Here is a 15,542-nt window from a genome sequence, read left to right on the forward strand (position 1 = left end):
CATGTGGAGTGTTGAAATGGAGGCGGAACCCGGAGTCGAACCGGGGTAAACGGATTTGCAATCCGGTGCATGGCCACTCTGCCATTCCGCCCCAACATCTGGGTTAGCCTTTAAGATAAACTGGAGCGGCACACGAGGCTCGAACTCGTGACCTCGACCTTGGCAAGGTCGCGCTCTACCAACTGAGCTAGTGCCGCTTAATACTTGTAAGTTGTTACTATGTCGGCGCGCGACTATATCGCGGTATGACATTCTAGCAACTCAACTTGTGTTACTTGGTTTATCTAAGGGGCTATGCCCTCTCAACACGGACGCATTCTACAGAGATTATTAAACGCGTCAATACAAAAAATGCTAGTTTTGAACTGTTTGATTATTTTTTATCTAAAACGGTGCGTTATTATACGTTTAGACTCAATTTTTAGTCAATTCAGACCACGCTGCTATCAAATATTGCAGCATAGAAGTCACCGTTAAGAAGGTCGCAATGTACAATAAGGCATAACTTAAATACATCATCCAGCTATCGTACTGCCAAATAAGTCCAATGATGGCTAACATTTGTGCAGCCGTTTTAAACTTGCCCATATTGGATACAGCTACATTGCCACGCTTGCCTTGCTCAGCCATCCATTCACGCAATGCTGATATCACAATTTCTCTGCTTATTATAATTAAAGCCGGGATAGTCATATACATTGATTGATAATAACTCGCCAACGCAACCAATGCCGTACACACCATGACTTTATCAGCAACAGGGTCTAAGAATGCACCAAAAGGCGTAGACTGCTCAAGCTTGCGCGCTAAATAGCCATCGAGAATGTCAGTGATTGATGCTAGCCAAAAAATAAAGGCAGCAGCAAAGAAAGCCCATGAATAAGGCAAGTAAAATACCACCAAGAAAATGGGGATAAGAAAAAGTCTAAATGTTGTGAGTGTGTTTGGAATATTCCACATAACTACTTGAGGATGTCTTTTTTTCTATATTCGCATGAAGGGCTAGCCCTTGTCATGCAAATGGTTAAATATCTTCTCAGCCATGTCAGAGCTGATCCCGGGTACTTGCTTTAATTGGTCTATATTAGCAGCTTTTACTCCCTGCATGCCCCCTAAAAATTTTAATAATGTTTGGCGGCGTGTTGAGCCTACTCCACTTATCTCTTCTAATAGTGATTGTGTACGTTGTTTTTGACGCTTATTACGGTGCCCTGCAATCGCGAATCGATGTGATTCGTCGCGGATATGCTGAATGAGATGCAGTGCTGGGGCGTCTGAGTCCATTGGAATGGTTTTACGACCCCCATCGATTAACAGCGTTTCAAGCCCAGGTTTTCGGCTGGTGCCTTTTGCTACACCGACTAGTAACGGCATTTTTGCATGCGGCCAAGTTGAGAAGTAATGCTCAGCGCGTGATAACTGGCCTTTACCGCCATCGATAAAAATTACATCTGGAATTTTATCTTCATCTACTAATTTGTTGTAACGCTTGTTTAATGCAAACTCCATTGCAGCGTAATCATCGCCACCGGTGATCCCTGTCACATTAAAACGTCGATATTCTTTATTGTTAGGCCCCTGCGAATCAAATACCACACAACTTGCTACTGTATTTTCACCCATGGTATGGCTAATATCAAAACATTCCATACGGCTAATATCATCAAGGCCAAGCGTTGCTTTAAGCTGCGCGTAACGTTTATTAATTGAATCTTGAGTGCTTTGCTTCACGGTAATGCTATTAAGTGCATTCTTATTAGCGAGCTGCAAGTATTTCGCGCGCTCACCGCGTGTTACTGTTTTTAAAGTGACTTTTCTCTCGCTTACTTGGCTTAACGCCTCACCCAGCACATCAGCTTCATCAATCGCAAAGGGCAAAATCACTTCTTTTGCTATGCGCCCTGTTGCACCTGGCGCTAAATAATATTGGCCAAGAAATGAGGCTAGTATTTCTTGTTGCTGTGAGTCTTTGGGTACTTTAGGAAAGTAAGTTTTACTGCCGAGCACTTTGTGATCACGGATCATCAATAAGTGAATACCATTAAGGCCATTGAGATGGGCAAAGCCGACCACATCCATTTCAGCATAATTACCCGAAATTGACTGTTGCTCTTGCATTTTCCGCAGCAGCATTATTTGGTCGCGCACTTTCGCCGCTAGTTCAAACTGTAGCGCTTGGCTAGCTGCTTCCATTTTAGTAATGAGTGCGGCAATAACTTCATGGGATTTACCGGCTAAAAACTTCCTCACAAAATCCACTTGCTGGCTATATTCATCATCGCTAACTTCGCCTGTGCATGGTGCTGAGCAGCGCTTTAATTGAAATTGTAAACATGGCCGGCTACGAGCGCGATAATACGCATCTTCGCATTGACGAACTGGAAATATTTTTTGCATTAACCGCAAGCTTTCAGAAACAGCGCCAGCACTTGGAAATGGCCCAAAATACTCGCCTTTTACTTTGCGACTGCCACGATGAAATGCAAGTCTCGGGTGTTTATGTGCTGTTAATAAAATATAAGGGTAGGATTTATCATCACGCAGTAATATGTTGTAACGAGGCTGGTATTTTTTTATTAGATTATTTTCAAGCAGTAAAGCTTCAGTCTCGGTGTTAGTTAAAGTGATATCAATATCGCTAATATTACTAACTAAGGCGCGCGTTTTACCATCGGTAACATTACTGCGAAAATAGCTGCTAACACGTTTTTTAAGGTTTTTCGCTTTACCAACGTAAATAACGTTGTCGTCACTATCAAGCATCCTGTAAACGCCTGGATCGCTTGATAGTGTTTTTAAGAAGTGGGCGTGATCAAATTCTGCCATGGGGCAAGGCTAATGGGCGCTGTCGATGTCAATCATCTTATGGCGAATCGCTAAATGGGTAAGTTCAACATCACCACCAACATTGAGCTTTTCAAACATTCTATAACGATAGCTGTTCACTGTTTTAGAGCTTAAATTAAGGCGCTCAGCAATATCTTGCACCTTCTCACCTTTGGTGATCATTAGCATGATCTGTAATTCGCGCTCAGATAAACTCTGAAACGGGCTTTCATCTGTACGACCAGTCACTTGTGCTAAAGCAATTTGTTGCGCGATTTCTGGAGCAATGTAACGTTGCCCAGCATTAACTGCGCGAATAGCATTAACCATTTCGTCAGAGCCTGCGCCTTTGGTTAAATAACCATGGGCACCAATTTGCATCACTTTGCTTGGAAATGGATCTTCACAATGCACAGTTAGCACGATGATTTTCACGTCTGGGCAATAGCGGCAAATCTTTTTAGTCGCTTCTAATCCGCCAATACCTGGCATATTCATGTCCATTAGCACGATATCAGGAGAGTGTTGGCGGCAAAATTGCACGGCCTCTTCACCTGTTTTAGCTTCACCAATTACTTTAAACCCACGAACATCATCTAAAATACGTTTGATACCCGTTCGTACGAGTTCATGGTCATCAACTAAAAGTACATTAATCAATGGGACACCCTCATATAACCTAACAGCATGTCATTGTGACAATTTAATACAGCACACTAACACAGAAAGCCCGAAACGATAACTCTAATATCGCTTCGGATAACTAAATTTAAGAAGACGCTTTTTCACTAAAGCGGTCAACCCATAATGCAATTACACCATCACCGGTCACATTACAAGCAGTACCAAAGCTGTCTTGTGCGAGGTAAAGCGCTATCATTAACGCCACTGCACCTTCATTAAATCCTAGCATGCTGGTTAACAAACCTAATGCTGACATTACAGCGCCACCCGGTGCACCCGGTGCTGCAATCATCACCACACCGAGCATCATGATAAATGGCAACATACCAAATAGTGAAGGAACATCCATATTAGGTGATAAGAACATCACCGCCATCGCACATGTCACTATCGTAATTGTTGAACCCGATAAATGTATTGTGGCGCACAGTGGTACTGTAAAGTTTGCTACATCTTCTTTTACATTATTAGCTTTACTCGAACGCAGCGATACAGGAATTGTTGCCGCACTAGACATAGTCCCTAATGCAGTAAAATAAGCGGGGAGCATATTTTTAATTAACTCAATCGGATTGCGCTTTAATAATATCCCAGTGCCAATATATAAAATGCTTAACCAAAGCCAATGCATCACTAATGCGGCAATTAATACCACACCAAATGTTTGTAAGGTATCGACAACGGTGCCCGCCACAGTCATTTCAGCAAATACACCTGCAATATAAAAAGGTAATGCTGGAATAATGACTTTCGCTAATAAACCATCAATCACGTCACGACCTTGATCTGATACTTTTCTCAACGTTTCTAATTGCAGCTGGCTCATGCCAATGCCAAACACAAATGCTGTCGCAAGTGCGGTCATCACCCCCATAAGTGGTGGAATTTCTAAATCAATAAAACTGGCTACTTCGGTTGCAATCTCGGCTTCAAACGTTAAGCCGCCATCAAATAATGGAATAATAGCGCTGACAGCCAACACAGCTAAAGTACCAGCTATAATTGTTGAGCCATATGCAAAGCCAACTGTTTTACCCAATAAATGGCCTGACCCTTTCGGTAAACCCGCGATACCAGAGGCAATAAAGAACAAAATAATCAACGGAATCGTGAAAGTGATCAACTGGCCAATTATTTCTTTTACCGTGTAAAGGAGTTCAACCCCAGTCAGTGGAACATATAAGCCCACTAAAATACCGCCTAATATGCCGGCAATTAATTTTAAGATTAATGTCATTGTGATCACTTTATAAATTTTGGTGGATGTGGTTTTAACATGTTTTTAATTACTTGTATCATAAAACCGCTCAATAGCGACCTGTTTGCACAAAATATCATCACTTTTATCATTAAACATCCAGTCTAATTTCTTAGCCATTATAATCTGCTGTACCTTATTCATTATGAACTGGTGGATAAGAACAGTAAGCTGTTTTTATTTCATTCAATTATAAGTCGTTTGGGTATATCTTATAGCCAAACTTTACTTTAGTTTTTTTAATTCAGCAGTAAAGTGTCATTATTAAAGATCGATTGCTTAAAATCGGTCCCGATTGAATAAATTGCACCTAAGGGAACATTATGTCTACAATTTTTGAAGATAACTCACTCAGTATTGGTAATACACCATTAGTAAAGCTAAACCGTGTCACTACTGGTAATATTTTTGCTAAAGTTGAATCTCGTAACCCTAGTTTTAGTGTTAAATGCCGTATCGGTGCATCAATGATCTGGGAAGCTGAAAAATCAGGTGAGTTGACAAAAGATAAAGAGTTAATTGAGCCAACTTCAGGTAATACAGGTATTGCGCTTGCGTTTGTAGCAGCATCTCGTGGTTACAAATTAACACTTACTATGCCAAACACCATGAGCCTTGAGCGTCGTAAATTACTAAAAGCCTTAGGTGCTAATTTAGTATTAACTGATGGCGCTAAAGGTATGAATGGGGCAATTGAAAAAGCAAAAGAAATTCAAGCCAGCGATCCTGAAAAGTTCATCCTATTACAACAGTTTGAAAACCCAGCGAATCCAAAAATTCACTTTGAAACAACAGGGCCTGAAATTTTCGAAGCAACTGACGGTAACGTTGATTTCTTCGTCGCAGGTGTTGGCACGGGTGGTACTATTACGGGTGTAAGCCGTTATTTGAAACTTGAAAAAGGCCTTGGTGTTAAATCAATCGCTGTAGAGCCGACAAATTCACCCGTTATTAGCCAAACTTTAGCGGGTGAAGAAATTAAACCTGGCCCTCATAAAATTCAAGGTATTGGTGCAGGCTTCATCCCTGGTAACTTAGACCTTAGTGTCATTGATGGTGCTGAACTTGTTTCAAATGAAGAAGCCATTGAAATGGCTCACAAGCTTATGAAAGACGAAGGTATCTTAGTCGGTATTTCATCAGGCGCTGCGGTTGTTGCCGCTAAGCGTATTGCAGAATTACCTGAAAATGCAGGTAAGAACGTAGTGGTTATTTTACCAAGTGCAACCGAGCGTTATTTATCAAGTCCGCTTTTTGCTGAAGAATTTTCTGAACAAGAGCTTGTGCAATAACACTATTTACTTTGAAAAAAGGATGCTAAATGCATCCTTTTTTATTATTTATTGCACTAACATCACTAATTCTTACCGTAAACTTTACATCTGTCGCATTTCGTCACACACTAAATCATCACTAACAAGTCTATTTACCTAATGAAATTATTTATAACTCTATTTACTGCTACATTTTTATTACTACTGAGCGGCTGCGGTGGTGACGATGCACCAAAAGGTGAAAAGAATACCCCAGGAAATAGCGCTGCCCTGTTCTTTGATACGCTTTATAACGAACAAGATCTTACTAAAGCCAGTACGATGGCAACGCCAAGAATGGCTCGGATCATGAAATCATATGGCACCTCTAAGCAATTTGCTCGTAATTTAGTCAACATGCAATACGATAATGTCGTCATTGAAGTCGATATGACAAATATGAGTTTAAGAGAGCAATACGGTGAGACAGCTAATATCAACCTGATTTTTACTGGCCAATTCAATGGTAATAAAGTCGATGATATGCGCAGTGTAAAAATGGTTCGTAAAAAAGGCAATTGGTATGTTGATAAAATCAACGCAGATCCATTTGCACGTTAAAAAGTAGATAATTACCAAAACTAGCTTAGCGCTGGTTAATTAACAAAAAGCCTTGCATCTGCAAGGCTTTCTTTATTTCAGCGTAAATCAATTACCCTAAAGTTATAATTCACCCGCTTTATAATTATCGACTGCAATGGCTTGCTTACGTAAATTATTAGCTCCGTGCAGTTTTTCTGCTTGTTCATCGGTGATCAACTGTTTTTCACGCGCACTGTTAATCGCAGTTTCGATATCATGATTACGATTAAGGGTGCCCTCACGTTGCCACTTTTTCAACCGTTTAAATGCAGCGCTAGTGTCATGCATGGCCATGAATGCATTTTCCATCACCCCAGTGCCTGCATTTTCATCGACATGGCATAAATGGGTTAAGCGATTTCTAAACACACCAGGTTGTGTCATATGCTCACAAATTTCTTGCGCAATCTCATCACTTGGCCGCTGGTAATGGTTACCAAGCGGAAATACGATACGTTTAAGTATGAAGTTAACAACCGGATTTGAGAAGTTTTTAAAGAAGCCGTCAAATGCTTGGCCAATTTCGAACAGTGATAACTCCACGGCGTATTTAACAAACGGTAAATCAGCCTGTTGGCGTCCTTCATCTTCAAATCGTTTAAGTACACAAGATGCCAAATACAAATGGCTTAACACATCCCCTAAACGCGCTGAAATCATCTCTTTGCGTTTAAGCTCTCCGCCAAGCACTAACATGGCCACATCAGTACTAAAAGCAAGTCCACGGCTCATTCGTCCGAGTTGCTTATAATAGGTTGCAGTGGCACCACACACGGGCGATTTAGCAAAGTAGCTGCGCGTTAAACCATGCACGAATGCCATACCTGCATTGGTGGCTGCAAAAATGATGTGTTGCAGTAATAATGAATCGAATTCTTTGAGTGCTAAATCATCATCTTCCATCGCCGCAGCTTCCATTTCTTTGAGTACAAATGGATGACAACGTGTTGCACCTTGACCAAAGATCATCAAGTTACGGGTTAAAATATTGGCTCCTTCAACAGTAATTGAGACCGGGATCCCCATATAACCGTGGGCTAAATAGTTATTTGGCCCAACTTGTATTCCTTTGCCTGAGTGAATATCCATTGCATCATTCATCACCGTACGACCCATTTCTGTCATATGGTATTTAGCAATGGCAGTCACCACTGACGGACTTAGTTTTAAATCAATGGCGCCTGCGGTCATTAATCGACATGCTTCAAGGCTATAGGTTAAACCACCAATGCGGCCAAGCGCTTCTTGCACCCCTTCAAACTGCCCTATAGATACACCGAACTGTTGGCGAACTGTGGCATACGCAGATGTCATTCGAGCACATAAATGTCCTGTTGCACTGCTAAGCGCAGGTAATGAAATACCGCGCCCTGCACTTAAACACTCAACCAACATGCGCCAGCCTCGCCCAGCTCCTTGTTGACCACCAATGATCCAATCCAGCGGAATGAATACATCTTTGCCGTATGTTGTACCATTCATAAACGCCATATTAAGAGGGAAATGACGCTCTCCGGTTTCAACACCGGGGTGATCTGTGGGGATCAGCGCACAGGTAATGCCCAGCTCTTTTTGTTTACCAAGCAAGCCATCTGGATCATACATTTTAAAAGCGAGCCCAAGTACGGTGGCAACGGGTGCCAGTGTAATATAACGCTTAGACCAATTTAACCGCAGTCCCAACACTTCTTCGCCTTCAAACTCACCTTTACACACCACGCCAGAATCAGGAATACTGCCCGCATCAGAGCCGGCTTCGGGGCCCGTTAGTGCGAAGCAAGGCACATCTTTACCGTTGGCTAAACTCGGTAACCAACGCTCTTGTTGCTCTTTAGTACCATAATGTAATAACAATTCCCCCGGGCCTAAACTGTTAGGCACCATCACTGTCACCGCCGCGGTTAAGCTTTTAGTGGCAATTTTAGCGACTATGGTTGAGTTTGCGATTGCTGAGAACTGTCGACCACCAAATTTTTCTGGAATGATCATCGCAAAGAAACCTTGGGTTTTTAGGTAATCCCAAACCTCTGCCGGTAAGTCTTTATCTTTTTGTACTATTTGATAATCGTCAAGCATTGCCAGTAAAGTTTCGACTTCATTATCTAAAAATGCCCGCTCTTTCTCACTAAGTTCAGGTTTTGGGTAGCTGTGCAATACCTGCCAATCTGGATTACCGCTAAACAGTTCTCCATCCCACCACACATCGCCCGCCTCCATCGCCTCTCGCTCTGTTTGTGAAAGCGGCGGAAGTACTCTTTTAAACATTTTAAATGTCGGGCGGCTCACCAAGTTTAAGCGGATATCTTTGACCGCAAAAATAACGATGACGACCACCAGTAACAAGATAAATACTGACATGAAAACTATCCTTATTAATTAATGAAATGCATTGACTTGATTATGACCGATCCTTTAATAAATACAATGTCACTATACGCATGCCTGATCCAAGGTCGCGACACAAAGAATGATAAAGTTTGCCTAACAAACAGACACTGCTATTATCCAATGCGATAAATAACAAATATAAGGGTCAACATGACTACTCCACATTTTAAGCTCAGTTTGAGCGCCATAATGGTTGCCAGCACATTAGCATTAACTGGCTGTAACCAAGAAGCTAATAACACCACAGCGCAAACTGCCAGCCCAGCACCGACAACCGCAAAAGATGCACAAGCTTTTTTAGATACCACAGAGCAAGAGCTCAGTGCGCTATACTTAGAATCAAGTCGTGCTGAATGGATTTACGCAAATTTTATTACTCACGATACATCGGCACTATCAGCAGAAGTAAACCGTAAGATGACTGCCGCAGTGGTTCGTCTTGCAAACGAAGCTGCACAGTTTGACTCACTTGAGCTTGATTACGATGCTCGTCGTAAGCTCGATAAATTAAAATTAGCCCTCACTTTACCTGCCCCACAAGATGCAGAAAAAACAGCAAAATTATCACAGCTTGTGGCAGAGCTTGGTGGTATGTACGGTAAAGGAAAATACTGTATAGATGACGGTAGCTGCTTAAGCCTTGGTGATATGACAGCAACAATGGCCACCAGTCGTGATTACAACGAGCTACTTGATTTATGGCAGGGCTGGCGCCAGGTTTCAAAGCCGATGCGACCACTGTATGAGCAGCAAGTTGTATTAACCAATGAAGGTGCAAAAGAACTTGGTTATGCAGACACTGGCGCAATGTGGCGTAGTAAATACGATATGCCAGCAGATGACTTTGCAACAGAGCTTGATCGTATCTGGGGCCAAGTAAAACCACTGTATGACTCACTACATTGTCATGTTCGTGCCAAGTTGGGTGAAAAGTATGGCGAAGATAAAGTTCCACAAGATCAACCTATTCCCGCACATTTGTTAGGTAATATGTGGGCACAAACATGGGGTAACATTTACGATGTTGTTGCGCCTGAAAATGCCGATCCTGGCTATGACGTCACCGCGTTACTCGCCGAGCATAACTACGATGAACTAAAAATGGTGCAAGGCGCTGAAAAATTCTTCACTTCAATGGGCTTTGCGTCTTTACCTGAAACCTTCTATGAACGCTCGTTATTCACAAAACCTGCGGATCGCGATGTCCAGTGCCATGCCTCAGCGTGGAATATAGATAGCAAAGACGACCTACGCATTAAAATGTGTATTCAACGTACAGGTGAAGAATTCTCAGTTATTCACCATGAGTTAGGTCACAACTTTTATCAACGCGCTTACAATAGTCAACCACTTTACTATCAAGAAAGTGCTAATGACGGTTTCCATGAAGCCATTGGCGATACCATTGCGCTTTCGGTAACACCTGGTTACTTAAAAGAAATTGGTTTATTAGAGCAAGTTCCTGATGAATCAAAAGACATTGGCTTACTAATGAAAATGGCGCTGGATAAAGTTGCCTTTATTCCATTTGGTTTACTTGTGGATCAATGGCGTTGGCAAGTATTCTCTGGTGCAGTAACGCCTGAAAACTACAATAAGGCATGGTGGGAATTACGTGAAAAATACCAAGGTGTAAAAGCACCTATCGCACGAAGCGAAGCTGACTTTGATCCAGGTGCAAAATATCATGTGCCAGGTAACACACCGTATACCCGTTACTTCTTAGCGCATATTTTACAGTTTGATTTCCACCGTAGTTTATGTGAAATTGCTGGTAACAAAGAAGCCATTCATCGCTGCTCAGTATATAACTCTAAAGAAGCCGGTGAAAAACTCAATGCGATGCTAGAAATGGGTTCAAGCCGCCCTTGGCAAGAAGCATTAGCCACTATAACGGGTAAACCTGAAATGGATGCAACAGCCCTACTTGATTACTTTGCACCGTTGCAAGCCTACCTTGATGAACAAAACAAAGGCCGTCAATGTGGTTGGTAAGTAAACTAGTTAAATAGCAAAAATGCAAAAGCCCGCTCAATTGAGCGGGCTTTTTTAGTATTGCAGTACTAAATTTACAGTTTGATTAGAACTGTAAGCTTACATTTGCAAAGTAAGCGTCATAACCAGAATCATCCCAGTTATTACCGTAACCTGCTTTTAAACCAACATTTTTGTTGAAGAAATGTTGAGCACCAAACGTGTAATCATCGTTTTTGTTAAATGTAACAAACGCTGATGTTGCTTTAGTGAAGTAGTAGTTTGAACCAAGTTCCCAAGAGCTGCTACCATTATCAGTATCTGAAACAGTACCTTCAACAGTTAGGTAGTTACCTTGCTTAAGATCCATGAAGTATTTAGCGTTCACGGCGCGGTAATCAAACTCGTCATCAGATGTTACAGTGAAACCGATGTAATCTGTGCTGTTTAACTGGTGGTTGTATGCTAAATCAAATACAACACGATTTTCGCCATCTTCAACATCTTCAAATGTTGCTTTTAAAAGAAGATTAGGATTAAAGAAGTAACCTGCAGACAGTTTAATTACATCAGTGCTTGAACCAGCGTCAGAGTCATTATTGCTGTACTCAGCACCTAGAACAAAATCTTGTAAGAAATATTCACCACCAATGGTAGCGACATCGCTAAAATCATTATCTGTGTATGCACCATAAACATTAGTTTGCTTATTAATGTACTCGAATTGGTCGTAAGGACCTAAAGTCGTTTTTGGAGAAAAGTAATACGTTGAATCAACGCTTACTGTGTCGTTGCCATCAGTGTCCATATATCCTAAATGGCTGATTGACTGATAATTGTCCGCAGCAGTCGCGGCGCTTGAAAGAAGAATACTCGAAATAATAACTGCTAACTTTTTCATAAAAAGATTTCCCTATTTTACATTGTTGATTGCTACATGTTTTAACCGACTGGCTAAGACGGGGGACATGCTAACTCCTGTTAACTGAACGGGAACTTAACTAAGCCATTGTATTAATTGGGGAAATGTAAAATTATGTAAGCTATTGTAAAAATAATGTAGCGATTATTGAAACAATCACTACATTTTTCTTTTTTCTTATCTTTACAGGGCATACTGACTGATGATGCGATAAACATCATTGATGTTGTCACCGGATTTGAAGTCTTTACTAATTGGAGTCGGATCAGAGCCCACCCAAATTTTTAATTCCGCATCTAGATCAAAGTGCCCAGCACTTTCTTTACTAAACTTAGTAATTTTTGAATAAGCAATACTGATCATTTCCATTTTTGAGCCAGTCACACCTTGCTTGTCGAGTAAAATTAAACGCTTGTTAGTAAATATAAACATATCGCGTACAACCTTGTAGGCTTTTTCTACTTGCTCACCCTCAATCAAGGTATTCGCTAATACTTTTTCTAAATCAGCGTCATCAACTTCGCTGGCATTGCCCATTAATCCACTTAATAAACCCATTATACTGTCTCCTGTTTAAAAATTTGATTCTCTAATGTGTGTCCATTTACTAATTGGCGGTAACGCCACCCTTGCTGATAACAAAATTGTAATAGCGTGATATCAAATGGTGTGGCTGTTTTTTGATACTCAATAACATACTCTTTCGCTTGGCTCTTATATACCTTGGATACATCTGGCAGAGCTTGAATTTTTGCCTCAACATCAGCGTATTGCTCATTTAATAACAAGGTGATAAAGCCAATTTGCTGTTCATTACTATTGTTTTGCTTGGGATGCTCGGTAAGCTTGCCCTTATCAAGATGCAATACATGTGAACATAAACGTTCTAGCTCGGTCAGATCGTGTGAGCTTAAAATAAACGTCGCTTCTGAGCTCAATTCGGAAACTAATTGACGTATTTCACGGGCATGAATGGGATCAAGCCCTGCGGTGGCTTCATCGAGCATCACAATTTGCGGTTTACCGATCAGTGCCTGCCCTATTGTGACCCGCTTGCGCATACCATGCGATAAATCATCGGCGCGTTGTTTGGCAGCTTCTGCCAACCCTACCAATTCAAGGACACGGATTGCTTCTGCTTGACTTTGTTTAGATGAAAGCCCTTGCAACTGGCCATAAAACGCGAGTTGATGAGAAATACTAAAACGGGGATCAAGTTGCGCATCTTGCGGCAGCGCACTGAGTTTGCCAAATAACTCACTGCTGCCTGGGTTTTGGCCTAAAATGCTGAGCGTGCCTTTTGTCGGTAATATATAACCGCATAACAGGCTAAACAGCGTGGTTTTACCTGCCCCATTAGGTCCGACTAACGCAACTGGCGCACCTTGTTGAATTTCAAAACTCACATTATCAAGTGCTAATTTACTACCGTACTGCTTAGTTAAACCTGTTGCCTGTATTAATGTGCTCATAATGAACTCCTTGCAAAAATACGCTGGGCTAGGCCTAACATAACCACAGTTTGAATAACGGGAATACCTAAACTGTTAAACAATCCTGCATTTTGCCCCGCCATTTGATCTAACTGTACTCCAGGGAAAATATAATCAAGCATTGCCATTGCAGGAATTTGCCAACTCAATAGACCAACAACAATATTTCCGCCAGCAAAAAATAACACGGCCAGCACCACGGTTAAACGTGCCGAACGCGCAAATGTATTTAATAAAGTCATCAGTGCTATAAAGGGTAAAACGGCTATCAAAAGGTAACAGAACAACATGAAGCTGCGACTTAAAGCCGTCATTAATAATGCCGCCTCACGAAATGCCATCACTGCGACAGCAGCCACTAAGGTCACAATTAACAGCGCGGCCAAAATAAACACTTGCCCTAAAAACCGACCAAATAACATTTCGTTACGGGTCGCTCTTAGAGATAAAAATCTAAGCGTGCCTCGCTGCTTGTCACCAACGAGTTGGTCACTGCATAAAAATAAGCAAAAACTGGGGAAACTGTATAATGCAATTAACCAATACATGGCAAGCTCAGCCTCAGGCCAATCGAGCAATTTACTTAACCCTATAGCACCAAACACTTGCTGTGCTAATTCAGCTATCTCGGGGGAGCTAATCAAGCTTACCGCTTGCCCAATTGGGTAGCGTAGAATGAGTAACCAGCATATTGCAAAAGCCGCAACCGCCAGTAAACCTCGCTTAGTCAAAAATAACCTTACCAGTTCAAACTGGGCAATTTTCAATAATCGCTGTGGGTGTAATTGTGTCACAGATATTCCTATTTAATCGATATACAGCTTACACTAAGGGCAAACGTGTTGAATTACTAGCAAAAAAAAGCTCACCAAATGGTGAGCTTTGTAACAATAGATTAAAATGTAACAAGCAAATAATTATAAATGTTGCTTATACACGTCCAATGCCTGTGTTAGATCCGTAATTAAATCGTCAACATCTTCAAGGCCAATATGTAAGCGGATCACCGGACCCAGCTGCCACCCCGTCGCTGAACGCAGGCCTTTCATTGTTAAATTTGCGGTCACTAAACTCTCAAAGCCGCCCCACGAAAAGCCCATTTTGAAGTGCTCAAGGCTATCTAAAAAGGCATCTATCGCCCCTTGATTACCTTCTTTCATTACAAATGAGAATAAACCATTACTGCCATCAAAATCACGTTTGAAAAACTCATGCCCAGGGCAACTCTCAAATGCAGGGTGACGAATATGATCAACCAGTGGATGCTGCTCTAACCAGCTAGCCACTTCTATAGCCGCTTTTTCATGCTGGTTTAAACGTACCGCCATAGTACGCAACCCCCTAAGCGCTAAATATGCATCGTCAGCTGAGGTACATTGACCAAGCAAATAAGATTGCTCACGTAGAGTTGGCCAGTATTTTTTATTCGCTACAGCAACGCCCATCATCACGTCAGAGTGACCAACAATATATTTAGTCGCAGCTTGAATGCTAATATCAACACCGTGTTCTAATGGCCGATAATGCAAGCCATTGCCGTAAGTGTTATCCAGCATGGTCATCACGCCTTGTTCATTGGCAACAGCAACCATTGCCGGTACATCTTGCACTTCCATAGTGATAGAGCCTGGAGACTCTAAAAATAGCACTTTGGTATTTTCTTTGATCAGTGCTTTAATTCCAGCACCAATTGTTGGCGGATAATAGGTAGTTTCAACACCAAACCCTGCTAAAATTTTATCGCAAAAATCACGGGTTGGTTCATAAGCATTATCAACCATTAAGATATGATCGCCAGCTTTCACAAAAGCCAATAGCGCACTACTAATTGCCGCCGCTCCACATGGATACAGCGCACAACCTTCTCCGCCTTCCAATTCGGTGATTGCTTCTTGCAGTGCAAAATGTGTGGTGGTGCCGCGACGACCATAAAATAGCGTTTTATCGCCGCGTTTTTTTGCCGCATCTTTGAGTTCGGCCACGGAATCAAAAACAACCGTTGACGCTCGCTGCACTACAGGGTTAACAACGCCTTGGGTATAGGCTTTTTTACGTCCAGCACTGACTAACAGCGTATTTTTATTACTTGTCGTCATTATTAA

At 41.7% G+C, this 15,542-nt stretch carries 13 protein-coding genes and 2 tRNA genes; 3 read left to right on the plus strand and 12 right to left on the minus strand.

Annotation, left to right across the window (positions count from 1 at the left end; all coding sequences use genetic code 11):
* Positions 1–17: 17 nt before the first annotated feature.
* From V7783_RS11385 to V7783_RS11410, 6 genes are all read right to left on the minus strand, one after another.
* Positions 18–91, minus strand: a tRNA-Cys gene (locus tag V7783_RS11385).
* A 30-nt stretch (positions 92–121) separates the two neighbouring features.
* Positions 122–197 (minus strand) — tRNA-Gly (locus V7783_RS11390).
* Between the two features lie 217 nt (positions 198–414).
* A complete protein-coding gene (gene pgsA / locus V7783_RS11395) occupies positions 415–960 on the minus strand; it encodes a CDP-diacylglycerol--glycerol-3-phosphate 3-phosphatidyltransferase (RefSeq protein ID WP_064668298.1) in 546 nt (181 codons plus the stop codon).
* Positions 961–1,002: 42 nt separating this feature from the next.
* Complete coding sequence (gene uvrC / locus V7783_RS11400; protein ID WP_335678811.1) at positions 1,003–2,826, minus strand: excinuclease ABC subunit UvrC; 1,824 nt, start codon at positions 2,824–2,826, stop codon at positions 1,003–1,005.
* Positions 2,827–2,835: 9 nt separating this feature from the next.
* Positions 2,836–3,486: a UvrY/SirA/GacA family response regulator transcription factor gene (uvrY, locus tag V7783_RS11405; RefSeq protein ID WP_016707677.1), complete on the minus strand. Its 651-nt coding sequence runs from the start codon at positions 3,484–3,486 to the stop codon at positions 2,836–2,838.
* 109 nt (positions 3,487–3,595) lie between these two features.
* Complete coding sequence (locus V7783_RS11410; protein ID WP_335678813.1) at positions 3,596–4,747, minus strand: dicarboxylate/amino acid:cation symporter; 1,152 nt, start codon at positions 4,745–4,747, stop codon at positions 3,596–3,598.
* Between the two features lie 344 nt (positions 4,748–5,091).
* Between V7783_RS11410 and cysK the strand changes: the two genes are divergently transcribed.
* The gene (gene cysK, locus V7783_RS11415; RefSeq protein WP_335678814.1) at positions 5,092–6,060 is read left to right on the plus strand and encodes a cysteine synthase A; all 969 of its coding nucleotides are present in this window, start codon (positions 5,092–5,094) and stop codon (positions 6,058–6,060) included.
* 141 nt (positions 6,061–6,201) lie between these two features.
* On the plus strand, positions 6,202–6,642 hold the full coding sequence (locus V7783_RS11420; protein ID WP_335678816.1) for a hypothetical protein: 441 nt from the start codon (positions 6,202–6,204) through the stop codon (positions 6,640–6,642).
* Between the two features lie 102 nt (positions 6,643–6,744).
* On the opposite strand, the gene V7783_RS11425 is transcribed toward V7783_RS11420, so the two are convergent.
* The gene (locus V7783_RS11425) at positions 6,745–9,021 is read right to left on the minus strand and encodes an acyl-CoA dehydrogenase (protein WP_335678817.1); all 2,277 of its coding nucleotides are present in this window, start codon (positions 9,019–9,021) and stop codon (positions 6,745–6,747) included.
* A gap of 180 nt (positions 9,022–9,201) precedes the next feature.
* Here V7783_RS11425 and V7783_RS11430 point away from each other — a divergent pair, with 180 nt between their 5' ends.
* Positions 9,202–11,046, plus strand: a complete 1,845-nt coding sequence (locus tag V7783_RS11430) for a M2 family metallopeptidase (RefSeq protein ID WP_335678818.1) — start codon at positions 9,202–9,204, stop codon at positions 11,044–11,046.
* An 85-nt stretch (positions 11,047–11,131) separates the two neighbouring features.
* On the opposite strand, the gene V7783_RS11435 is transcribed toward V7783_RS11430, so the two are convergent.
* From V7783_RS11435 to V7783_RS11455, 5 genes are all read right to left on the minus strand, one after another.
* Positions 11,132–11,926, minus strand: coding sequence for a putative porin (locus tag V7783_RS11435; RefSeq protein ID WP_335678819.1), 795 nt, complete (start codon positions 11,924–11,926; stop codon positions 11,132–11,134).
* Between the two features lie 204 nt (positions 11,927–12,130).
* Positions 12,131–12,505 carry a PH domain-containing protein gene (locus tag V7783_RS11440; protein ID WP_064668306.1) on the minus strand — a complete coding sequence of 125 codons (375 nt, stop codon included), beginning with the start codon at positions 12,503–12,505 and terminating at the stop codon, positions 12,131–12,133.
* Entirely contained in the window at positions 12,505–13,419 is a 915-nt protein-coding gene (locus V7783_RS11445; RefSeq protein WP_335678820.1) for an ABC transporter ATP-binding protein, read from the minus strand. The genes V7783_RS11440 and V7783_RS11445 overlap by 1 nt, the downstream gene beginning before the upstream one ends.
* Positions 13,416–14,234 (minus strand): ABC transporter permease subunit, encoded by an 819-nt coding sequence (locus V7783_RS11450; protein ID WP_335678821.1) that lies wholly within the window; start codon positions 14,232–14,234, stop codon positions 13,416–13,418. The genes V7783_RS11445 and V7783_RS11450 overlap by 4 nt, the downstream gene beginning before the upstream one ends.
* A 123-nt stretch (positions 14,235–14,357) precedes the next feature.
* Positions 14,358–15,536 carry a cystathionine beta-lyase gene (locus tag V7783_RS11455; RefSeq protein WP_335678822.1) on the minus strand — a complete coding sequence of 393 codons (1,179 nt, stop codon included), beginning with the start codon at positions 15,534–15,536 and terminating at the stop codon, positions 14,358–14,360.
* Positions 15,537–15,542: the final 6 nt, after the last annotated feature.

Source organism: Pseudoalteromonas sp. (genome assembly GCF_036960685.1).
GTDB lineage: Bacteria > Pseudomonadota > Gammaproteobacteria > Enterobacterales > Alteromonadaceae > Pseudoalteromonas.

What these genes read in the sequence shown, in the direction of transcription:
- pgsA (WP_064668298.1), bottom strand. Translation starts at nt 960, where the DNA reads ATGTGGAATATTCCAAACACACTCACAACATTTAGACTTTTTCTTATC.
- uvrC (WP_335678811.1), bottom strand. Translation starts at nt 2,826, where the DNA reads ATGGCAGAATTTGATCACGCCCACTTCTTAAAAACACTATCAAGCGAT.
- V7783_RS11410 (WP_335678813.1), bottom strand. Translation starts at nt 4,747, where the DNA reads ATGACATTAATCTTAAAATTAATTGCCGGCATATTAGGCGGTATTTTA.
- cysK (WP_335678814.1), top strand. Translation starts at nt 5,092, where the DNA reads ATGTCTACAATTTTTGAAGATAACTCACTCAGTATTGGTAATACACCA.
- V7783_RS11420 (WP_335678816.1), top strand. Translation starts at nt 6,202, where the DNA reads ATGAAATTATTTATAACTCTATTTACTGCTACATTTTTATTACTACTG.
- V7783_RS11425 (WP_335678817.1), bottom strand. Translation starts at nt 9,021, where the DNA reads ATGTCAGTATTTATCTTGTTACTGGTGGTCGTCATCGTTATTTTTGCG.
- V7783_RS11430 (WP_335678818.1), top strand. Translation starts at nt 9,202, where the DNA reads ATGACTACTCCACATTTTAAGCTCAGTTTGAGCGCCATAATGGTTGCC.
- V7783_RS11435 (WP_335678819.1), bottom strand. Translation starts at nt 11,926, where the DNA reads ATGAAAAAGTTAGCAGTTATTATTTCGAGTATTCTTCTTTCAAGCGCC.
- V7783_RS11440 (WP_064668306.1), bottom strand. Translation starts at nt 12,505, where the DNA reads ATGGGTTTATTAAGTGGATTAATGGGCAATGCCAGCGAAGTTGATGAC.
- V7783_RS11445 (WP_335678820.1), bottom strand. Translation starts at nt 13,419, where the DNA reads ATGAGCACATTAATACAGGCAACAGGTTTAACTAAGCAGTACGGTAGT.
- V7783_RS11455 (WP_335678822.1), bottom strand. Translation starts at nt 15,536, where the DNA reads ATGACGACAAGTAATAAAAATACGCTGTTAGTCAGTGCTGGACGTAAA.